This is a genomic window from Desulfomarina profundi (assembly GCF_019703855.1).
Lineage (GTDB): Bacteria > Desulfobacterota > Desulfobulbia > Desulfobulbales > Desulfocapsaceae > Desulfomarina > Desulfomarina profundi.
Genome location: NZ_AP024086.1, coordinates 111,729 through 134,210, shown reverse-complemented (window position 1 = coordinate 134,210; position 22,482 = coordinate 111,729). Strand labels below are relative to the sequence as shown.

General features: G+C 43.1%; 19 protein-coding genes and 2 pseudogenes. 6 read left to right on the top strand and 15 right to left on the bottom strand.

Annotated features, from left to right (window positions below; genetic code table 11):
• Positions 1-218: 218 nt before the first annotated feature.
• Together LO777_RS00590 and LO777_RS00585 are read right to left on the bottom strand one after the other, a co-directional pair.
• Positions 219-1,094, bottom strand: coding sequence for a PKD domain-containing protein (locus tag LO777_RS00590; protein WP_228855658.1), 876 nt, complete (start codon positions 1,092-1,094; stop codon positions 219-221).
• A 79-nt stretch (positions 1,095-1,173) separates the two neighbouring features.
• Complete coding sequence (locus tag LO777_RS00585; RefSeq protein ID WP_228855657.1) at positions 1,174-3,252, bottom strand: PKD domain-containing protein; 2,079 nt, start codon at positions 3,250-3,252, stop codon at positions 1,174-1,176.
• A 199-nt stretch (positions 3,253-3,451) separates the two neighbouring features.
• Between LO777_RS00585 and LO777_RS00580 the strand changes: the two genes are divergently transcribed.
• Positions 3,452-3,703: a hypothetical protein gene (locus tag LO777_RS00580; RefSeq protein WP_228855656.1), complete on the top strand. Its 252-nt coding sequence runs from the start codon at positions 3,452-3,454 to the stop codon at positions 3,701-3,703.
• 1,056 nt (positions 3,704-4,759) lie between these two features.
• Here the strand turns inward: LO777_RS00580 and LO777_RS00575 are convergent.
• From LO777_RS00575 to LO777_RS00545, 7 genes are all read right to left on the bottom strand, one after another.
• Positions 4,760-5,590 carry a GspE/PulE/PilB domain-containing protein gene (locus LO777_RS00575; protein ID WP_228855655.1) on the bottom strand — a complete coding sequence of 277 codons (831 nt, stop codon included), beginning with the start codon at positions 5,588-5,590 and terminating at the stop codon, positions 4,760-4,762.
• A gap of 408 nt (positions 5,591-5,998) precedes the next feature.
• A complete protein-coding gene (locus LO777_RS00570) occupies positions 5,999-6,916 on the bottom strand; it encodes a glycosyltransferase family 2 protein (protein WP_228855654.1) in 918 nt (305 codons plus the stop codon).
• A gap of 149 nt (positions 6,917-7,065) precedes the next feature.
• Entirely contained in the window at positions 7,066-7,914 is an 849-nt protein-coding gene (gene xrt / locus LO777_RS00565; RefSeq protein ID WP_228855653.1) for an exosortase, read from the bottom strand.
• Positions 7,911-8,576: an exosortase C-terminal domain/associated protein EpsI gene (locus LO777_RS00560; RefSeq protein WP_228855652.1), complete on the bottom strand. Its 666-nt coding sequence runs from the start codon at positions 8,574-8,576 to the stop codon at positions 7,911-7,913. The genes xrt and LO777_RS00560 overlap by 4 nt, the downstream gene beginning before the upstream one ends.
• A 12-nt stretch (positions 8,577-8,588) precedes the next feature.
• Positions 8,589-9,260, bottom strand: a complete 672-nt coding sequence (locus tag LO777_RS00555; RefSeq protein ID WP_228855651.1) for a porin family protein — start codon at positions 9,258-9,260, stop codon at positions 8,589-8,591.
• A gap of 53 nt (positions 9,261-9,313) precedes the next feature.
• Complete coding sequence (locus LO777_RS00550; RefSeq protein ID WP_228855650.1) at positions 9,314-10,063, bottom strand: hypothetical protein; 750 nt, start codon at positions 10,061-10,063, stop codon at positions 9,314-9,316.
• A 19-nt stretch (positions 10,064-10,082) separates the two neighbouring features.
• Positions 10,083-10,802 carry a polysaccharide biosynthesis/export family protein gene (locus LO777_RS00545; protein WP_228855649.1) on the bottom strand — a complete coding sequence of 240 codons (720 nt, stop codon included), beginning with the start codon at positions 10,800-10,802 and terminating at the stop codon, positions 10,083-10,085.
• Positions 10,803-11,388: 586 nt separating this feature from the next.
• Between LO777_RS00545 and LO777_RS00540 the strand changes: the two genes are divergently transcribed.
• Positions 11,389-13,668, top strand: coding sequence for a tetratricopeptide repeat protein (locus tag LO777_RS00540; protein WP_228855648.1), 2,280 nt, complete (start codon positions 11,389-11,391; stop codon positions 13,666-13,668).
• Between the two features lie 62 nt (positions 13,669-13,730).
• Complete coding sequence (gene elbB, locus LO777_RS00535; protein ID WP_228855647.1) at positions 13,731-14,393, top strand: isoprenoid biosynthesis glyoxalase ElbB; 663 nt, start codon at positions 13,731-13,733, stop codon at positions 14,391-14,393.
• A gap of 37 nt (positions 14,394-14,430) precedes the next feature.
• On the opposite strand, the pseudogene mnmE reads toward elbB, so the two are convergent.
• Positions 14,431-15,743, bottom strand: a pseudogene (mnmE, locus tag LO777_RS00530) (tRNA uridine-5-carboxymethylaminomethyl(34) synthesis GTPase MnmE).
• On the opposite strand from mnmE, the gene LO777_RS00525 reads away from it, so the two are divergent.
• Positions 15,694-15,948 carry a hypothetical protein gene (locus LO777_RS00525; protein ID WP_228857429.1) on the top strand — a complete coding sequence of 85 codons (255 nt, stop codon included), beginning with the start codon at positions 15,694-15,696 and terminating at the stop codon, positions 15,946-15,948. The pseudogene mnmE and the gene LO777_RS00525 overlap by 50 nt on opposite strands.
• Here LO777_RS00525 and LO777_RS00520 read toward each other — a convergent pair.
• The 5 genes from LO777_RS00520 to rpmH form a co-directional block, all read right to left on the bottom strand.
• Positions 15,915-16,838 (bottom strand): Jag family protein, encoded by a 924-nt coding sequence (locus LO777_RS00520; RefSeq protein WP_228855646.1) that lies wholly within the window; start codon positions 16,836-16,838, stop codon positions 15,915-15,917. The genes LO777_RS00525 and LO777_RS00520 overlap by 34 nt on opposite strands.
• Positions 16,839-16,915: 77 nt before the next feature.
• Positions 16,916-18,592 (bottom strand): membrane protein insertase YidC, encoded by a 1,677-nt coding sequence (yidC, locus tag LO777_RS00515; RefSeq protein WP_228855645.1) that lies wholly within the window; start codon positions 18,590-18,592, stop codon positions 16,916-16,918.
• A 70-nt stretch (positions 18,593-18,662) separates the two neighbouring features.
• Positions 18,663-18,902, bottom strand: coding sequence for a membrane protein insertion efficiency factor YidD (gene yidD, locus LO777_RS00510; protein ID WP_228855644.1), 240 nt, complete (start codon positions 18,900-18,902; stop codon positions 18,663-18,665).
• Complete coding sequence (gene rnpA / locus LO777_RS00505) at positions 18,899-19,294, bottom strand: ribonuclease P protein component (RefSeq protein ID WP_228855643.1); 396 nt, start codon at positions 19,292-19,294, stop codon at positions 18,899-18,901. Before rnpA ends, yidD begins: the two co-directional genes overlap by 4 nt.
• Complete coding sequence (gene rpmH / locus LO777_RS00500) at positions 19,254-19,391, bottom strand: 50S ribosomal protein L34 (RefSeq protein WP_228855642.1); 138 nt, start codon at positions 19,389-19,391, stop codon at positions 19,254-19,256. Before rpmH ends, rnpA begins: the two co-directional genes overlap by 41 nt.
• A 343-nt stretch (positions 19,392-19,734) precedes the next feature.
• Here rpmH and LO777_RS00495 point away from each other — a divergent pair, with 343 nt between their 5' ends.
• Together LO777_RS00495 and mnmG are read left to right on the top strand one after the other, a co-directional pair.
• Positions 19,735-20,562, top strand: a complete 828-nt coding sequence (locus LO777_RS00495) for a class I SAM-dependent methyltransferase (protein ID WP_228855641.1) — start codon at positions 19,735-19,737, stop codon at positions 20,560-20,562.
• Positions 20,559-22,480, top strand: a pseudogene (mnmG, locus tag LO777_RS00490) (tRNA uridine-5-carboxymethylaminomethyl(34) synthesis enzyme MnmG). Before LO777_RS00495 ends, mnmG begins: the two are co-directional and overlap by 4 nt.
• Positions 22,481-22,482: the final 2 nt, after the last annotated feature.

Genomic DNA, 22,482 nt, shown 5'->3' with positions numbered 1-22,482 from the left:
TATCCCCTCCGGAAATATGGGGTAAATATACGGTTGAGTCTTTCACACCCAGGGCCTCAAAAGGATGTGACCAGGCACAATGTCCATCAGTCCCGGGAGCATCAACATTTACAGTCCCATCACATACACCATTGATACCACCCCCGGGCGGACATAATAGGTCGCAGCTTCACCCTGAATTGCAATAAAGGTAAATAATAAAACAAACAATAAACTTCTCACTGTTTCACCTTAAAATAGAGATCATCATTATATGTCCAACCATCAGTCATATTCCACCTTTCTTTAGAACTTTGATATCTTTTACACTCAGGAGCATTATCAGGATTAAAGGCATCGGTATTTGATTTTTTAATATCAATAAAATTACTCCCAAGATCATTGGTAACAGCAACAGCAAAAAAATACTGTGTATTGGCATCAAGGGTAACGGCGGGAGAAAAAGTGAACTCATATTCTGTATTCTTATTGTCAAACACAACTTCTTCCGATTCACCCAGGTAGGAAGAAGAAAGATCAAGGCTCTTTCCAATCCTGATTCTCACCGGCGGATTCCCATATTTCGATGGACCTGACTTTATTGTGATAGACGAAACTGATATAGGAGTCGGGAAAATAATTCCCTGCCCGTATGTCCTGTTTTGAATTATATTACCAGTGTCCCCATCTTCATTCAGTTGTTCAACCGCAGTCCCTGACTGTATTGTCGATACTTCCTTCTGCAGTAATGCGATACCATTCTTATTATCAACAAGAGTAAGTGTGACCTGGTATACATTCGGTTCTGCGTAAGAGTGAGTTACGTTCACTCCGGAGCCAGAAGAATTGTCTCCAAAATCCCACCTGTATTCCAGGATTGTACCATCAGTGTCAGCAGAACTTCCTGCATCAAAAAAAACATCATTTTCATTCACCGTATAAGTAAATGACGCTGCCGGTGGTGTATTCACTCCCTGGGCATCTGTTATGGTGACACTCCCCAACGTCCCGGTAAATTCAGAAGAAAAACTTGAAACAGGAAAAAAAACAAACACAAGGAAATATAAAAAACATGTAAACTGGTGCAGTTGAATAATACCATTTTCCTTTTTCATTACAATGCCTCCTCTGTTGTAGGGCATGGGTATAGTCTTCAGTTGGTTTATGTTATTCGCGATCATGATGTTCATAGTGTTAAGGTGCATATAAGATACTGTTTTTAAATTGAATGGTGCTGTTATCAGTCTTTACAGCCTGGATGGCAAATTGAGTTTCACTGCTCGGTGTATCAATCTCACAAACCAGTTGCCTTGCTGTCGGATCTGCTATTTCACACACTTTACTGTTATTGGCCATCACTGTAAAACCGGAAATCAAATCCTCAGCTCCTCTGTCAAAATCCCAGGCAAACGTCACCAGCCTGGTAGGAGCGAGCTGTGGAAATAGTGTTGGATCAAAACGCAGTACAGTTGAAGGCACAGTTTCTTCATTGTTGCTTGTCACTGCTGTCATAGAGAACACCATTTCCTCATAAAGCAGTGGTGCTGTACAAGACAGGGTACGATCGGCCACATTTTCCGTAGAACATAAGTATTTTCCGTTGAGGTAAAAACGGAATTCGATTAATTCCTGACCGGTTTGATCATATTCCCAATGGAAAGTAAACAATCGTTCTTTTTGATCGATAGTTTCGCTCCCTTTAGACCCCACGGCTAAATAACCAACGCTCTCCGGAGCATGAGAAATTTCATCATCCTGGGATTGTTCTTCTTCCACACTCACTGAGATTGAACTTTTACCCTGATTTTCGACTCTTAGAGCTGCTGTGTCGGGGCTGTAAGTAGTTTGAATATTAGCGAAAAGATATGGAGGGGTACTGAAAGCTGTTTTATAGACGATGTCATATGGTACATGGGTGACACTGTCCGGAGTCGTTTGAGCTTCAAAAGAGAAAGTATCTGTTTCACCTGTGCCCTGCTCCCAGGCAATATAATCTACGGTTTCAATTAAATGTTCATTGTTGTTCTTTTCCTGCTCGCGGAAATAATAATCAAAACCGTTTTTTGTTATATTACGGAGACGTCCACTTACAACCTCTGCTTCGTTATTTGACGCAACGGTAGTAAGAACAATTGGTTTTAAATTAAAAGTTTCTTTAAAAACATTGTTTACAAAATTTGTAGTACCACTGAAATTACCAGCCTCGACATGCGTTCCATCTGGTAAAATAAAATGGCCTCTTTCCATCACAATATAGCTCACATTTTCTTCAGTATGCCTGCCGTCCAGATACCCCCACTCCTCGAGTTTAATTTCAAAACCTGTTGTGCTGATATTTTGTAACCGAACAACGCAGGGCTCAGGATCGGAAGATGAAGGTGGCCCGGCAACAACTACAGGATTTTTAAATGAGGAGTTTATATTCACAGTAGCCCATTCACTGTTCACCGCAACCTCACCCACTTCTATATTGAAAGGAGAGTTATCTTCTTCTGAAACAACAGATATTATTTTGCTATAAGAACTTTTTGCTCCATCATTATCTGTTACCAGAAGTGTAGCTGTAAAGGCTGCTTCATTGGTATAGGTATGTGTTGTACTTCTTCCATTACCGGTTGCACCATCCCCGAACTGCCAACTGTAACTGCTGATGCTGCCGTCATTATCAATGCTGGCGGCAGCATTGAACGTCACTGTAAGAGGTGCACTGCCACTACTTGAAGTTACAGTGAAAACAGCCTGGGGTGGTTGGTTTTCCTGCTGCGATGAACTGACAATAACCGGTGTGCTGACTGAGTCTGTTAAACCGTTACCATCCGTAACAGTCAACACAGCATTGAACGTTCCAGGTTTTGAATAAAGATGGCTGGCACTTTCACCCGTTGCATCACTTCCATCACCAAAGTCCCAGTGATAAACTGTAATAACAGTACCGGAGGCAGTGGAACCCGCCCCACTGAAAGAAACGGTAAGTGGTGCCGACCCAAGAGCAGTTGACGATGAGATAACAGCCTGGGGTGGTGTATTGCCGGTAGTTCCTTCAGTAACTTGAATCAAAACAGTTTTCGAACTCATTGATCCTGAAGAGTCTGTCACTGTAAGACTGGCATTATACGTGCCTGGAGTTATATATTGATGATCAACACTGCTGGCATCAGCGGTAGCCCCATCTCCAAAAGACCATGAATAGGAGGTGATATCTCCGGTGGATCCTGTTGCTCCAAATGATACCATTAGAGGAGCTGCTCCACTGACCGTATTGGTATCAATCACAGCCTGCAGATCACCGCTGCCCTGGGAATTGTCTTCTGAAGTATATGTAAGGCTGTTTTTCAGAGCTATTTCACTCTGGTCCTGAAATACAGCGGAAATGGAAAAAATCAGCGTATCACTGTTTATTGCTGCAGTACAGGAAAGCTGTCTGTCACCGGGATTGGTTGTCTCACATATCTGTTGCCCATTGTAATAGACCTTGAAACCTGCCAGATCCGGATCATCAGGGTATTCCCATGAAAAACTCAGAAGCCTGGTGCTTGAAAGCTGTGGATATTCTGAAGGATCAAATTTTAAAAGATTTGAAGGATTGCTTTCCGTGTTATCGGTGTACAGGGAAGTTATCGTAAAATACATGACTTCCGATAACAGATTAGTTTTACAACTTATTTCATTTGTTTCAGCATCTGCAGTTTCACAGAGGACTTTATTATTCAAATATATTCTATAAGCCGCGATCTCTGTTGTATCGCCTTCAATCTCCCACTTAAAGGTAAAACTATGATCGCCTTCTTCCCCGCCTGGCGGCTGCTCCGTGCCCAGGTGAAAACTATATGGTGGAGAGTGGGGACTCTCGCTGTAGTCAGAATATAATGCTGTGAGGGTAAATTCATATGTTCCCGGTTCCGAAACAATCACGCAGTCCATTTTTTTATCTTCCGGACTACTGTCAGAACAAACTTTGATTCCTTCCTTATAAAGATTATAACCGACAAGACTTTTTCCCTCTACTGACTGGTCATCAAACGACCATTCAATATGAATATCATGGGGAGAAGGGTCTCCGTAGGAAAGAATGGGCAGTAGACAATAAATCGCAATTAATAATTGTAGTATTTTTTTCATAACGGATAGTGATAACACTGTTTAGCCGCATTCCCGTGAAACGAACTGTAGAGTAAAATCCAAGTTTATTCTGCTCCTTTGTTCATCCCTCTGAGAAATCCGGATTAAAGGACTTAACCGCCCAAATCACTTTCCAACCAAGCATATTCCATGCCAAAATTATTTTTTCCCCAATGTCCCCAATCAAGATCAAAATAGCAGTTTATAAAATGCTAAAAAAAAATTTTTCACCCCATTGAACTACTCACTGAAAGCATTGAAATAATGCTTTTTCTAAAAAATCGGTTTACAATATCTTTCCTGCTTAAAAAATTTCTTTATACCTTGCTCAATCTTGCTCTTCACTTCCATCCTTATAACCCTTCTGTACAAAGATCACCCTCCAGTTACGTTTTTGTAATGAAGCAGCCGAGGTTTTTATCTGCTCCGGTATGCCTGTTTTTTGAACTGGCCCTTATCATCTTTCCAGATTAACCACCGAACATTCCGGGTAATTCGACCAACAGAACAATGCATCTAATTGACAGGGTTTAACAAGAGACGCTCCCTGGAAGATCAAAATATGCTGACAATATTATGAATTATTCTAAAATAGCCTGCTCAATGAAAAGATTTTTTCCAACCGTATGATCCAGCATGCAGACATTTGGTAAAACCCTTGTCAATCTCCATTTTGAGCAAGACTTGCTGTAGTCAGATGATGACGGTCCTCTCTATTCATCACATACTGCAACCATTCATATTGCTTCATTGAAAAATCATCTTTCTTATCAACAATGAAAGAACGTAATGCCTTGACATCACGAAAAGAAGCGGAATAATAACCATCAGAAAAGGCACTATGCCCGAGAAAAGAAATGTTTCCCGACCTATCAAACCCCACCATGAGATCATGGTGTTCATAGACCGTGGAGTGAGCAAGACGAGAAACTTTGCCATACTTTACTGACTGCACATATTTATAGCCCGCGACTCCCAGTACAACAACCAGAACAAATGCTGCTGTTGCAATTATTCTTGTAAGCCGGGTACTCACCTGGGGATTGAACAGGTCTTTTAATGAATAGGAAATTTTTCCTGAAATTGCTTTTTCTATATCCGATTGCTTTGCCAGGCAGGGTTCAATCACTTTGCCTGTATAATTCTCCAGATCACCTATCGCCTCGGTATCAGACGGATCAGTCATCGCAGTAAGAAGGATATTATTGTCCTTCAGAGCAAGAGGTAACGCATCATATTTACGACACAGATATCGCGGGAGGATATTTTTCACTTCACGTTCGAAAACTGCATCAATATCAGTCAATGGCTTTCCCAGTTGCCTGGAAAGAGTAGTTGCCAGAACGTCGCTCGAAAGTTTTCCCATACGAACCAGAATACTCCCCAGCCTCCTGTTTCCACCAACCTGTACCCGTAAAGCATCATTTACAACATCTTGCTTGACAAGATTCTCCGCAACCAGTAACTCCCCCAAACGCATTTTTTTAGCCATCTGTCGTCTCCTCCCGGCAGGTTTTTCAGCAAACCAATCCGCCACTACACACTTCTCAAGAAAGCAGAACAATGTTTCTTTATTTCGGGAAAACAACTTTCCTATCCATATAGTGTATGCTCTTTCCATGGAAAAATGAAGTAATTATTACCTGTAAGATGGATATCCAACGAATACAGTACATTGTCAGGAATTAATGGCTGGAAAAATTGAAATGATTTTGAAGAAAAAACAAGAGTGTAAATTATGTACTTTTTCAGAATTATGATCAGGAAATTGCACAAGGGAAAAAAATTAGCGAACCATTTTCCACAGGGATTGTTGTAAGCATATTGCCCCAAAGTCTAGTTACTATCTCAGTACCTTTCAATTTAAATCTAACAATATTTACCAGTATTTGTTTTCCAATTAGTGCATATATCTCACATTTATTTTAAAAAAGGCCTTAATTAAATTAATCCAAGCCCAGCGATTCCATATTTTATATCCTAATGATTTTTGATAATGGTTTCTGGCACAGACAAAATCGTGTTGCATCAATGCTTGGTCTCCTAAATCGCGATAGACACGTGCTAATGCACTTTTTTTTAACTGCTGATCTTTTCTATTCTCAGATGTATACTTATCAATGACATATAGTCGTGCTTTCAGCATTTTCGATTGATTTCTGCTAAGACTATTATTCCTCACTCGATAGAACGTTAAAACTTGATCGACATACTTAACCGGATATTTCCGAGTTAATCGCAACCAGAAATCTCTATCTTCACAACCTAAAAAGCTTAAATAAATGTCAAAATTTCCGATTTGTTCTATACATTTTTTCTGAAAAATCACTGAAGATGTCGCGATATCAGCTTGACGTAAAAAGATGGCATCATAAATATACCCAGATAACAAAGATGGTTCCCGAACCGGAACTCCCTTTTCAATACCAAATATATCAATCTTCATAATATTAGAATGAACCAAACCTAAAGAATGGTCTTCTTTAAAGACTTGAGTTAACACCTCTAAATGATTTACACTCCATAAGTCATCTGCATCACAAAAAGCAATTAAAGATCCTTTCGCATAGTGAATTCCTGTGTTCCGAGCAACAGATACGCCTCCATTCTCCTGAAAGACATAACGAATTTTTCCTTCGTTTTTTGCTTGGTAGCGTTTAACAATAGATGCTGTTAGATCTGTTGACCCATCATCAACTACCACAATTTCAAATTGTTGATAACTTTGCGCCAAAACACTTTGAATCGTATCGGAAATAAATTCGGCAGCATTATACGCAGGAATAATTACACTTACATGGATTTTCAAAGTAATCATTTTTATTATTTCTTCGAATTATAGTCTCAAGTTTCGGAGTTGATCAAAACACAAAAAGGAAACCAATCAACTATTTAAAATAATAACAGCGATTCCCGGACAGCCAAATATAGCCGTCTAAATTATTAAAAGTTTGAAAAACCATATGGCTATATTTTTCTCCCGATTTTCGACAACAGGGTATTTACAGCAACCAGCATCCCGAGACCAAGCATAAATACGACAATCCCAGAGAATTCGTGGAGAAAACCCTGTGCGACTTCGGATCCATAACGCGAGGCAAGTACGGCTGTTCCACTCAACCGGAGAATATTTGCAATAACTGCAATGGGGGCAGCAGACAGAAGCAGGATGATTTTCTTCCACCTGGATAGAGAAGACAGAAAAGCAAGCGCGGCACTGAGAGCAAACATGGTCATCAGCGAACGTAATCCAGAGCAGGCAGCGACCACCTCCAATGTTGTCTCAGCAAGATGGAGGACATTACCCTCACGATAAATTGCTATTCCCAGTGCATAGACAACCTTCTCGGTGAGAGCCGATGCAAAAAGCTGCATGGGAAATGCGATTTTATTCCAGATAATGGCTGGAAGAGGAACCATGAAAAAGAGATAGGATAACGGCAGAAACAGTTTTCTCAAATAGGCCCAGCCCAGAAAAAAGAGAACCAGACCGTATAATACTATAATTAAGGAAGTGCGTTGCAGAAAAAACTCTGATCCTATTTTTCCGATTACAAGTTGCACGAGTCCTGCAACAATGACAAATAAACCGAAAAAGCTCGGTCGGATAGTCAGGTCCCGTAATTTGTCACGAATATGATATATGAAATACAGTGTTAGAGCAGGGATGAAATACCCGTGGGAATAATCATCATTCGTCCCCCAGTCCGCAACAAGTTTTATGAGAAATGGCCAATAGAGAATAAAGAGTGCAACCAGAAGGATCCCGGCTGAAAAAATATTTCTTCCACTCCACACGGGTTGTCGAACTATCATATCTTCGCCCCCGGCAGATAATCTTCAAGCAGCACCATGACCTGCTCAGAAAACTGTTTAACCCTGGCACGTGTTGTTTCTAAATCTTTCCCCGGCACAATAGACATTACGCGGACAAATGTACCATCCCTGCGTCCTTTAAATAGCGCGTCAAGTACAAGATAGATCTTTTCCCAGTATTCAGAAGCAATAATACGCCCTCTATTCTGAAACCAGTAGAAAACTATACGATAACTATCCCCCTCCCTGATCAGCATTTCAGAAACAGTTGACTTCTTTCTACCCTCTATACCACTGTCAAGATTTTGTGTTTTGATCTGATCAATTCCCCAACCACCTCCGGGAAGACAATTTTTGGGAGAATGATACCCTCCGTCAACACCGACAGCCTTGTAATACCCCACATATAAATTAATGATATCTCCCTGATCATTGACATAATTATACTGGATGTAATCATCTACACCAAGCATTTCAATGACGGCCGCTGAAGACTGAAAGGAATTTGAGAGACGGTATTCTCCAATCTCATGGGGAAAAGTGGAGAGCGATTTTTTTATGCTTATTTTTGCGACACTGGTTGTCAACTGCAACAGGTACCAGGTCAATCCAAAAAGAATGAGTACAATTATAACTCTGAAGATTTGTATCGTATTTCTCATAGGCTGCGGTTGTTACCAGCGGTAAAGTTCCCTGTTCCAGGAAAAAGTGAGAAAAACTCTATGATCATCATACTCTTCGTCAGTTCTTTCTGAATCCAGTTTTGTGTAGATATAGTTCAGACCAACGCTGTAATATTTCATAAAAGAATACGAGAAACCAAGGCCGGCACTATATCGGTTTCGGTAAAATTCCTCAAGCTGTGCCTGATCGGATTCGATGCTGGCATCCTGCGTTGTCTGCGAACTTTTTCTGTTTTCATAAATATAGGAAAGAAAACCGTTCATTCCAAAACTTTCGAGCAGGTTTTGATTAAAAGAAAACCGTGTTTCCCAGGTATCAACAAAGCCCCGATCACCATTTCCTGAAAAATTGTTTACATCATATCTCTTATCAAGCAGAAAATTCAAATTACCCTGCTCCAGAACATAGTTCCATTCCGCCGTACCATTTGCACCCCAATCCGCATCCCGCCCTTCCGTCTTCTGATATGAGGGTCCCAGGCCCACAATTGTGTACACATGGGGCGAGTAATCTTTTTTCCATGTGACACGCAGCTGATGAATATCACTGTCATTAAGTGCCTCTTCATCATATTTGGAACCGACGTAATTGTACATGAGAGACAGGACATTTTTAATAAACGAATAGTTTTCCACCGTCAACGTGGCACGATATTCCTTCACATCATCCGACCCCTGAGTATTCTGCTGAATGTCCTGCCCATTTACGTCTGATATTATGGGCTGGTCAGCTGTATCAAATTCCCCCGGACAAAACTCAGATCAGTAATTGTTTTCCAGATGGATGTAAACCGATGTTCATTGCGAAGGCTCAATGTATATCTGTCATAATCATCATATCCATTGACGCCGGTATCGTCGTTCCTTAAGGCCACATAATTGACTCCAACCTGAAAAAGGCTGTCTTCCCAATAGGTGTAATCAGAAAACAGGCTCAGGGTATTGGTCCAGTATCGTCTCCTGCCGAGATCAGGAGAGAGTTCATCAGATCCTGATGTCACAACATTTTCCCCGGAATCGGTTGCTCCCTGGTTGCCCGAGAAACTGGTCTGAAAATAATCTGTTTTGACATAAGAATCAGAGAGTCGTATCTGCCAGGCTTTCGTAAAAAAACGGTCTGCTCCCGCATACAGGTCATAATCCCAGTTTGTTTCTGATTCCCTGATATCATATTTCAGCCCCGGTGCACTCCGCAATTCAAGACTGTCTCTCTCGCTTCTGGAAATGAATTTCACCAGGGGAGTAATAGTAATACTGCGATAATTCCTGTCACCATTCTGGAGAGATTCATCTACAGATGTGGCAGGATCATCAGCAATTTTATCCTTAGATCTGGTATTGTAATCATAGGAAACACTCATTCCTCCAGTCAGGCTGTTTTCCCTTGCAGAAGAAACAAGAGGACTCAAAAAAGCCAGGCATATTACTCCAACAGAAATCCTGGTTACATAGAATTTAACAGACATCAGACAGCCCTCCATGTCATCAATGCACGATAATATAATCACCTGATTTTATAAAAATATTCCTTTCTACCTTTTTTCCTTCCAGAAAATCATCATAATCAAATTTCATTATATTTTTTTTAAAAAGTTTGTTTTCTTCCGCCCCCTTTCTGACGACTGTAACCTCTGAATTAGCCCATTCAGTAAATCCACCGCACCGGGCTATAACCTGTACCAGGGTAATCGGATAATCAATAAAGAATATCCCAGGGTTAGCAACCTTTCCCATAACAGTATATCTCTGGCTGTTACTCTGCTCCAGAACAACCGTCACAACCGGATCATCAAATACAGTTGCAAACAAGATTTTGAGATAATCAGCCAGCTGTGTTAACGTCAGCCCGACTGCTTCCACATCACCGATATGTTTGAGGGAAATACGCCCATCGAGTTGTACCTTTACACCTCTGCCCTGACGGGGCGCGTCGGCAGACCTTGGTTCTCCACCGATGGAAATATCTGCAGCGGCCATATCGCCCTCACCATAAACCTGCACCCGAAGATAATCACCATGACCGATTACATACTCTTTTTCAATCTTTGGAAGTTCTTTCGTTTTTCCAAGAATGTCCTTCAGAGCTTTTTCCCGCAACTCTTTTGTGACAGGAACATCTGCTGTTGATTGAGCTCCGAAAGCCAATGGAACAGAAAAAAGAAAGACAACGATACAAACATGAACAAAAAGGATTCTACTGGGCATTTTTGAACCTCATCTGGACAGATATAAAACGATCAGATTTATCTTCAAAATCCTGATCAGTAATATTTGGTTAGGACACAGTAAATCATATCTTTGATTTTTTGTCACTTAATAGCCTGACCATAAAGTCACTTAATTTCTGTCACAAACCATGCAGATCAGGAAAAAATAATAATAATTTATTCAATATCAATATGTTAGCTACCACAATGCACCCTTTATGCACTCATAATTTGAATGTATAAAAAATATTTTTTCAATTTCTTTACCCTCAGAAGCGTAGAATTTCATTAAATTCGAAGTCTTGCAAGATCGCCGCGGTTCGCTAATAATGAAATATAACATCTCAAACCGTCTGCGCCATTGATACTTATTCCTCCACTGAACTTGCCAGTTGCAGGTATCAGGTCTAAATTGCATCAATATTGTGTCAACCTTTATCATATCTTATTTTTCGATAGGAAAACTCATATTTTTCCTTTAAACTAGAACAAGTTTTTTATGTCTGCCAATTTTGCGGAACCGAATGAAAAGTGACAGACACTCTGTCTTTTCTTTAATGATAATTCTTAACTCAAGGTTTCTTATGACTCTGCGACATTTTGCCGGACTTTTTATCCTGCTCTCACTCCTGTTGACTCTCACAGCATGTTCAAACCCTGAACAGAAGAAGATAAAACATTACCAGCGTGCTCTGGAATATGTAAAAATTGATGATCAAAAATCCGCGATTCTTGAACTCAAAAACGCCATTCAACTTGACGCGAAGTACGCAGATGCCAGATACCAGCTTGGCCTGCTTCTTCTGAAAAATGGTGACCCGAAAGGAGCATTCCGTGAATTGCAGAGAGCAGCAGGTCTTGATCCTTCAAACCTTGATGCGGGGGTAAAAGTGGCAGAGTTTTATTTACTGTCTCGAAATACCAAGGAATCTCGTACATACGTTGAGCGGGTCCTTGAAAAAGACCCCGAATATCCAGAAGCCCTGGCCCTTATTGCCAATATCGAACTCATTGAAGGTCATTTCACCAAGGCTCTTGAAAATGTGGATAAGGCTATAAACAAGGATCCGGAAAACGACAAACTTTACAATATCAAAGGCCGGATTTTTGCCAGTCAGAAAAAATGGAAAGAAGGGGAGAAAATGTTTCGTAAAGCCATTGACCTGGCTCCCGACACTTTTTCCAATCATCGTTCCTTATTAACCCTTTTCGATCAGAGCCGGAATGAACAGGCATTTCACAACCAGTTAAAAATAATGACAGAACGATTCCCTGAAAATGTTCAGCTCTACACCACACTTGCCAATTTTCACATAAAACGTCGTAATTTTGATAAAGCTGGAGATGCTCTTCTCAAGGCTCTTGAAATAAAACCCGATTCTGTTCAGCTCCACCTCATGTTAGCAGATTTTTACCAGAAACAGAAAAAATACAACGATGCCGAAGAAATATTGAAAAAAGCAGAGGAAAGGTTTCCTGATAATAATCAGGTTACAGTAAAAATCGCCACATTAAAATTCGAGCAAAAAGACCTTGAAAAAGCCCGTGAACTCATGGAGAGCATCCTGGCAACCAACCCTGCCAATGGCGGCGCAAATCTGCTCAAAGCCCGGTTTGCAATCAATGAGGGAAAAAACACGGAAGCACTTGAAATTCTCACACCCCTGTTGAAAAATTATCCCGAATGGGGTGAGCCATTTTACTATTCAGCTCTTGCACATCTCCGTAACCGAGAGAAAAATCTTGCTCAACAAAGTATTGAACAGGCTTTAAAAAACACTCCAACCAATGATCGTTACCACGCACTTGCCGCTCAAATATTTCTCATGCAGGGGGAAAGTCTCAGGGCCCGAAAAGAAGCCTCCATTTCTCTGAAAATCAATCCGAATAATTTTATTGCTGTAAAGATACTCGTCAAATCCCTGGTACAGGCTAAGGAGTATGAAAAAGCAATCAAACTTATCCGTGGTATTGAGAAACAGGTTGCGGGTGATCCTGAACTGATCAGCAGTCTCAGTATCGCCTACCTTGGTATGAACGATCGTGAAAAGGCAAGGGAGTCCCTGGCACGGCTGCTTAAAGTTGTACCACAAAGTTCAAAAACATTGGCGCTATTGGCAGCTCTTTCAACCAATAATGATATCGGCAAGAGCATTGACTTTGTAAAACAACATATCAAAAACAATAAATTCAGCGGACATTACCTTCTTTTAGGAGAACTGTACACCAGGAATAACCAGCCTGAAAAAGCCATTGAAGCTTTCAACCAGGCAAAAACACTGCAACCCGATAATCCACAACCTTACCTTTTCCTTGCCAAACTCTTCACCCGACTCAACCAACTTGAAAACGCCCGGAAAGAATTCAATACAATTCTGGAAAAACACCCTGATTCTATTGTGGCTAAAATGGGGCTTGCCTCCATTTATGAAAAACAAAACAAAAATAGTGAGGCTAAAAAGCTTTACACCGAAGTCCTGAAAACCCAGCCAAACATACCCACTGCCGCCAATAACCTTGCATGGCTTATAGCGTCTGAAGAAAACGGTGATCTGGGTGAAGCGCTTCGTCTTGCCATGCAGGCCAAGCAAGCCTATCCAAAACAACCCCAGATTGCAGATACCCTCGGATGGGTTCATTACAAGCGAAAGTCCTATACTCTTGCCATCTCCCAGTTCAAACAGGCTCTGGAAAACCGATCTGGTGACCCTGTAATCCTCTATCATCTTGCACTTGCCCAATATGGAAACGGAGAAAAGGCCAATGCCCTGGTATCGGTAAAAGAATCATTGAAATCAAAAAAGAATTTCAGAGAACGTTCCGAGGCGCAGGCACTCCTGAAGGAACTTGAGAGCAAGGGATAAAGAGTATTGGTTAAATTCATGAAAACAGGCCGTTTAAAAACCTCGGAGTGAAGGAGATAAAAATGAAAGACAAAAAATCCATTGCAGTCGTTCTTTCCGGATGTGGTCATCTTGATGGTGCGGAAATTCACGAGGCAACATTGACTCTTCTTGCCATTCACCGGGCTGGAGCTGAATTTCAATGTTATGCGCCCGACAGGGAACAGTTCCATGTGATCAATCACATCACAGGTGAACCGACTGAGGAAAAACGTAATATCCTCGTTGAATCTGCCAGAATAGCCAGGGGAAATGTGAAAAGTCTCCAGGATTATTCACCCGAAAATCATGATGCTCTCGTATTACCGGGAGGTTTCGGGGCAGCAAAAAACCTCTCGACTTTTGCTTTTGACGGTTCTGACTGTACAGTTGAAAAATCAGTTGAAAAAGCAGTTACTGACACCCACAGGGCAGGCAAACCCATTGGGGCTCTCTGTATTGCTCCTGTTATTCTTGCAAAATTGATAAACGGGGCAAAAGTTACCCTGGGAAATGACCTTCAGGTGGAGGAGAATATAGTTAAAATGGGTGGGACACATACTGCCACAGGTCATGGAGAAATAGTAGTCGACCGTGAAAACAGACTGGTGACAACTCCATGTTATATGCTCGACTCCCGTGTCGATCAGATCGCAGACGGGGCAGACAGCCTGATCCGTGAGATTCTGGTATTATCAAAAGAGTAATCAGGAATCCCTGGATAACGGGGAAGCAGCCGGCAGGTCACTTCCCCAGGCAGAATTGTTCAAATATTACATCCAGAATATCTTCGGTTGTCGTCAGCCCGACAATATCACCCAAATGATCCAGACAGTCCTGAAGATCCACTGCAATTAAATCAATGGTCAGTCCAGCAGACAGGGTATTTATTGCTCTCCGACATGCATCCAGGGCTTTTCCCAGGGCAAGTTTATGCCTCAGGTTGGGGGCGCAGCCGCCCTCTTCCCATTGATCCGTACCAGCTGTAATAGTTTTGAATATCTGGTCTTTCAGGATATCAATATTGTACTGTTCCCTGGCGGAAACAGACACGCTCCTGCAGTCTTTCGACAATTTTCTTAAATCAACATCGTCATTTTCGGCAATATCAATTTTATTGATCACGACAAGAACCGGTTTGTGGGACACTGATTGATAAAGAGTAATATCGCCATCTTCAAGCGGTCTGGATCCGTCCACCATAAAAAGAACCAGGTCCGCCATATTAATGAGCTCCCTGGCTCTTTGTATTCCCAGTTCTTCAACGACCTCGCCGGCCTCTTCCCTGATACCAGCTGTATCAATAAGTCTGACAGGCATTCCGCAGATATCTACGTACTCTTCAATTGAATCCCTTGTCGTACCGGGAATTTCAGTGACCAGTGCTCTTTTTTCCTGAAGAATGGTATTGAGAAGACTGGATTTCCCAACGTTTGGAAGACCGGCAATGACCACTGTTATACCATCCCGGTAAACTCTTCCCTGTTCCGCCTGCTGCAAAAGATACAACAATGGTCTTTCAACCTCGCTGCCGATCCTTGCCAGTAAATCATATTCACTTATAATATCAACATCTTCATCTGGGAAATCGATAGCAACTTCTATAACTGCTCTCATGTTGAGCAGACTGTCACGAACAGGTTCTATTCTGTCGAATAGGGCTCCGGAAAGCTGTTCCTGAGCGAGATCCACTCCTTTTCTGGTCTTCGCTGCCAGAACATCAATTACCGCCTCAGCCCTTGTCAGATCTATTCTGCCATTGAGAAAAGCCCTTTTGGTAAACTCACCGGGTTCTGCAAGCCTGACACCAAGGTCCAGCAACAGTTCAAGGACATTCTGCAGAACCAGGTAACTGCCATGACAGTGGATTTCAACCACATCCTCACGGGTATATGTTCGGGGGAGGCCATAAAAACTGCCAGTACTTCGTCAAAGATTTTACCGTCATGTTCGCGCCGGATATGACCATAATACAATTGATGACTGACCAGGTCAGATGGGGAGCCCTTGGCAACAAAAATTTTTTTCAGAACAGCAAGAGAGCGGTCCCCACTCATGCGGATTATACCTATACCTCCGGCACCGGGCGGGGTGGAAATTGCAGCGATGGTATCATTTTCGGACAAAATTGCGGATCCAAAACGACTTTGTATTTTTTTCTCGGATACCATATTTCTGAATCCGTGGACATTTGTTGATGATGCAGCCTATGCTGCCGGAACAGAACTTCAATCAGGAATTATCACCTCCGCTTTTCTTTGACTGGGAAGGCCTGCCCCGGCGCCCTCCCTTGAAGAGGATCGTTTTTTACCGGACCTGTTCCCTTTTCCCGGTTTGTATATGAGAATTTTCTTGAACAGCCCATCCCCTACGGAACGACTTCGAATTTCTTTATCTTCCTGGAGAATCATATGAATAACCCTTCTCTCCGAAGGGTTTAATGCGGGAATCATCTGGGTTTTCCCATCTTCCTTGACCAGAGCAGCAAGCTCGACAGCTCTCACCTTCAGTTCTTCCTGACGGCGCTGCCTGAAATCACCTGCATCAACTGCAATTTTCAGGCGTTCCGGAACTTTTCTACTGACAATCTTCCTTAACAGATACTGCAGGCTGTCGAGTGTTTTTCCTTCGGGTCCCGTGAGCTTGTCCTCAAATTCTCCACGCAGCACACAGTTCACCGAAAGTCCTTCCGTTTTTATTTCCACGGTCGAGGGAAATCCCATGAGCTCAACAATATTCAGCAGTTCCTTTTTCAGCAACTCAATGCTTTCCCCGCTTACTTCCTGGGCAGGCGGAGGTTCCTCACGTTTTTTACCGGGCTTGACAACAGGCTCGACTTTTTTCGAAGTAACAGCTGAGGGCTGATTTCTTTCTTTTTTCCCGGAAGTACTTTCTTTTTCCTTTTTCCTGGAAGGTTTTTTTCCGGTAACCCTTTCCTTTACTTCAAATATTTCGTCGACAACCTCCTCAACCACCGTTTTTACCTGAACCCGAATGTGAGCTTTTTTCCGGATCAATCCAAAAATACCTGTGGAGCCGGTTTCAACCACCTCTATTTCAAGTCGTTCCTGGGGGACATTTAACGCTTCACAGGCCTTTTTGATGGCCCCGGTAACCTCTTTTGCGTAAAAATCTTTTTTGTCTGGAGACATTGAATTTCCTTCTGCAAAAATCCAGGCTACCCCACCTGAAACTGTTTCTTTCAGGAAATGGAGTAACCATCCAATAATCAGGCTTTTGCCGGTTTCTTTGTTTCTCTGTTAATGATTACCTGCTGCAGAATCGACAACAAGTTGTTAATGAACCAGTAAAGCACAAGACCCGATGCAAATTTTATAAACATGAATGTAAAGATCAAAGGTAGAAACATCATGATTTTAGCCTGGGTCGGATCAGCTGTGGATGGAGACATCTTCTGCTGCAGAAACATGGAAGCCCCCATCAGGACCGTCAGAACCGGAAAACCACCAAGATACGGGATGTCAAAGCCAAGATACAATCTGTCAGGCGCTGAAAGATCTGTTATCCACAGCATAAAAGGTGCATGCCTGAGCTCAATACTCTGCAGCAGTACTTTGTACAGAGCGAAAAACACAGGGATCTGCAGAACCATGGGCAGACATCCCCCCAGGGGATTGACCTTATAGGTTTTATAAAGGCTCATGACCTCCTGGTTCATCCTGGTTGGATCATCCTTGTATTTTTCCTTTATTTTCGCCATCTTGGGCTGCAGTTTCTGCATGTTTTTCATGGACTTCATCCCCTTCTGGGTAATAGGCCAGAAAAGAACTTTGAAAAGGATGGTTACAAGGATAATGGCAATACCATAATTACCGAAAACACTGTAAAATTTATTGAGTAGCCAGAGAGTCGGCTTGGCGATTACATCGAACCAGCCGAAGTTGACTGCCTTGTCCAGGTTGTAGCCGATGCTCTTCAGCATCTCGAGCTTTTTCGGGCCATAGAAGAGATGATATTTGTATTCTTTCACCCCACCAGGCTGCAGAGTATCAAGATCACCGGCTAACTGCATTCTGGTCAGATCCTGGTCTCCCTCCATGGTAAATGAATTGCCGGCCCCGTCAATCGGCACAATCCCGCAGAGAAAGTAATTTCCCTCGTATCCGGCCCAGTCGATTGCACCTTTTATTGTTTTTGGACCATCTTTAAACTCTTTTGCTTTAACCGTCTCAAGTTCACCATTCACAAATGCAACCGGTCCGCTGAAAAGATACCTGCTGGTTGGGCCTGAATTTCCCATAAAAGGGCTGTTTATCTGATACAGCTGAGGAATTCCCTGAAGGGGATTCATAGAACTGTTTTTCACTCGAATTGTCAAATCAACAAGATAGGTCTCATTATCAAACGAGTATTCCCGTTCAATGAGCAGGCCATTGCTGCCATTTGCCGTCATTCGCAGAACAGCTTTTCCATTTTCCCTGGAAAGATGAATTTCCTGTCTTTCACTGTCATAAAGAACGCGTTTTCCAAGGGCACTCCCCCATGAAAATTCCAATGGATACCCCTGGTCATCATCTGTTTTTACAAGCTCCATGCCGGGAGAATCAGGATCATGAGTCTCTTTGTGTTTCTTTAATCTGAAACTTTTTACTGTGCCACCATCCTCAGAAAGCAAAGCACTGTAGAGATCAGTTTCAACTATTATATTTTTTGCTTCCCGGTCATAAACCGGAGCTGGCGGTTCGATGTGAGTTTTTACCGGGACTGCAGGTGCCACAGTTTCCTGAGCTGCTGGTGATTTTACATTTTTTTCAGCAACATTTTCGTTCTGGACCGCCACCTTGTCAGGGGAGACAGGCTGATCAAACCCGACGAAGAAATACTGATAACCAACCAGTATTACAAATGAAATAACGATCGCCAAAAACGCTCTATAAGTATCCATTCAGTTTCCGTAAATTTATGCACCAAACCGGCACGCTGAAAATAAAAAAAAGAAAGACCATTGTGGGTACTCACACAACCGGGTCATGTCCACCTCTGGAGAAAGGATGACAACGGAGTATGCGTCGAATACCCAGAAAACCGCCTTTAATAACTCCGTACTTCTCTATTGCTTGAATTGTGTAAACAGAACATGTGGGAAAAAAACGACAACAGGGAGGAAAGAGGGGAGATATCAAGTACTGGTATCCCTTTACAAGTCCAATAAAAAACAGCCTGGGTAACTTCCGTATCGCAATTTCAGGTTTCATGAACTTTTACGCATTTTCCGGACCACGGCAGCCACCGATTCACATATTTCTTCAGGGCAGGAAAGAGAAAACCCCGGGCGGACGGCAAAAACTATATCCATCTCTGACGGATAGTGTCTCCTCCCCAGCCGAAAAGATTCTCTGATAATGCGCTTGATACGATTTCTCTTTACAGCACCCCGAATCCTGTGATGTACACTGATCCCCAGGCGACTTCTGCCAAAAAAATTCGGTTCACAGATCAGAGTAAAATTATGCCCGTGAAAACGGTTGCCCCGGCTGTAGACTCTCTCAAACTCCCACCCTTTCCGCAAAAGTGCGCTTTTACGCAGTCGAAGTTTTTCCAATGATTCAGGCTGACAGTCGTTTGCGACCCCTTGCACGACGAGCATTGATAATTGCCCGGCCTGCCCTTGTTTTCATTCTGGCCCTGAATCCATGGGTACGTTTGCGCTTGATATTGCTTGGCTGAAAAGTACGCTTACTCATTTTGTTACCTCGTCGTTACAATTCATGGTTACCCATGAAGTTTTCGTTATTAATATAAATGCTGCTCCGGATAACCGACTTTCACCCCTGCCATCTTAAAATTGCACTTTATCAGCAGTAGCCGGTGGCATTATGTACTCATTACAAGAGGTGAATATTAACCATATATATCTCCCGCTGTCAAACATTTTTGTCCTTCCCCAATGCACGGATATTGCAGAACCTCTCCTGCTATGCTATTGTCCCAACGTTAAACGTTCCAGGTGACCGTCTGTAGTACAATAATAGTTTTTTATACTGTATAACGGTTCGTTGAAAATCAGACCAGGATTCAAGTTTCGCAATGTCAGCCACCTCACCAAAAACATTTGAAGACATCGACTGGCCGACCCTTCGGGCCAATGCCATGCAGAAAAAAGGCTGGAAGAGCAAAGGTCCGGAGCAATGGGACAGGAAGGCCAGCTCATTTGCAAAACGAAATAAGGATTCCCGCTACACCTCGCTTTTTCTCGAACAACTGCCACTGAAAAAAAATCATACGGTTCTTGATATAGGCAGTGGGCCCGGCACTCTTGCTATTCCCATTGCCAGGCATGTCAAGAATGTCACCGCATTGGACTTTTCTGCTCAGATGCTCTCAACCCTCAACAACCTGGCGAGAGAAGAGAATATCTCCAATATAACTACCATCCAGTGTTCCTGGGAAGACAACTGGGAAAGCCTGTCTCTGGAACCCCACGATATTGCCATCGCTTCCCGCTCGATGGGGGTTGAAAATCTTCCTGCCGCTCTGGAAAAAATCAACCACTACGGCAGAAAATACATCTTCATCAGCGACAGAATCGGAGCGACTCCATTTGATGAACATGCCTTTCAGGCTATCGGCCGTGATTTCAGCCCCGGACCTGACTATATATACACACTCAACATCCTGTACACTCTCGGAATCCATGCCAATGTCTCAGTTCTGACTCTGGACAGGACAACAACATATGAAAACATGGAAGCGGCACTTGATTCCTACAGATGGATGTTCAATGATCTCAACGCCGGGGAACTGGAACTGCTGGAACAATACATCACCGAAAACATTGTCGACAAAAAAGGTCACGCGATTACTGTTGAACGAGTGCACCCGCCCCGATGGGCCCTTATCTGGTGGGAAAAATGAAAAAACAATTTGATATCGTTATCGTGGGTGCCGGGCATGCCGGTTGTGAAGCAGCCCTCGCTGCAGCAAGGCTCGGCTGCAAAACATTGCTCACCGTCATCAATGCCGACACTATTGGCGCCATGTCCTGTAATCCTGCTATCGGGGGCCTTGCCAAGGGACATCTGGTTCGGGAAATCGATGCTCTCGGGGAGAGATGGCAAGAAACATCGATGCGACATCCATTCAGTTCCGCAAACTCAACACCAGCAAAGGCCCGGCAGTACGATCCTCCAGAGCCCAGGCAGACAGGTTGCTTTACCGGTTGCGGATGAAATCGGTTATCGAGAACCAGGAAAATCTCACTGTCAGCCAGACAATGGTAACCGGTCTGCTTATCAAAAACAAAAGAGTATACGGTATTACCACTTCCCTGAATGAAAAAATCGGTGCCCGGGCTGTCGTTGTTGCCACCGGCACTTTTCTCAATGGACTTGTTCATATCGGTCTGAAAAATTTTCCCGCCGGACGACTCGGAGATGCGCCTTCCACAGCTTTGGCCGAGTGGTTTGTTGAAAACGGTTTTTCTGTGGGAAGAATGAAGACCGGAACAGTCCCGCGCCTTGATGCCCGCTCCATCAATTATTCTGAGCTCGAAGAACAGCAAAGTGATTTTCCTCCTGCCCATTTTTCCTTTTCCTCAAAAGGAAATTATACCCTCCCACAGCTCCCGTGTCATATCACCTATACGAATGAAAAAACACATGAAATTATCCGCGGCGGCATAGATCAGTCCCCCATGTACAGTGGAATAATCGAGGGGATCGGCGCCCGCTATTGTCCATCGATTGAAGACAAGGTTATGCGCTTTCCCGAAAAAAAACGGCACCAGATTTTTCTGGAACCGGAAGGGCTGGACACGGTGGAAGTGTATCCAAACGGCCTGCCGACCAGTCTGCCTCTGGTTGTCCAGCAGGCCATGATCAACAGTATCAAAGGACTCGAAAATGCAATCATAATACGTCCCGGGTACGCGATCGAATACGATTACATAGACCCTGTGGGTCTTATGCCTTCACTGGAAACAAAAAAAATAAAAGGCCTTTTTCTCGCGGGCCAGATCAACGGAACCTCCGGCTACGAGGAAGCTGCTGCCCAGGGACTGATAGCGGGAATCAACGGCTGTCGCTCCATCCGTAACCAGGAACCCCTTGTTCTTGACCGTTCCGAAGCTTACATAGGTGTTCTTCTGGATGACCTGGTAACCCTGGGCACCAGGGAACCCTATCGACTCTTTACCTCAAGGGCTGAATACCGACTCCTTCTCCGTGAAGACAATGCAGATTCACGTCTTACCCGTATCGGTTTTACCATGGGTCTGGTTAACCAAAATGCATTCGACATCTTTCTTGAAAAGGAAGAGGCGATCGCTTCGGGCATAGCTACCCTGGAATCCATTACCATAAAACCCACGGATCAATTCAATCGAGCCCTGGAGCTTACAGGAACAACCAGCTTAAGACAGAAATGTTCCCTTGCCGATCTCTTGCGCCGTCCCGAAATGACGATCCACGCTTTTCTTGATCTTCCCCTCTCAGCAACAGCCCTGGAAAACGTGACAAGAATCACTGAAAGCAGTGTCTGTGAACAGATTCAGCTGCAGATAAAATTCAAAGGTTATATTGCCCGCCAGAAGGAACAGGTGGAACGGTTTAAAAAAATGGAGTCCATGCGACTGCCTGAAGACCTGAATTACTCCGAACTCTCCGGTCTTTCCAATGAAGTGGTGGAAAAGCTTACCGCCGTTCGCCCTCTATCTCTTGGTCAGGCTTCACGAATATCCGGAGTAACACCGGCGGCGATCTCTGTACTCCAGGTGCACTTACGCAGAAACGGCGATAGATTTACAAAAAATTATTCCAACCACAAAAAAAAATGACC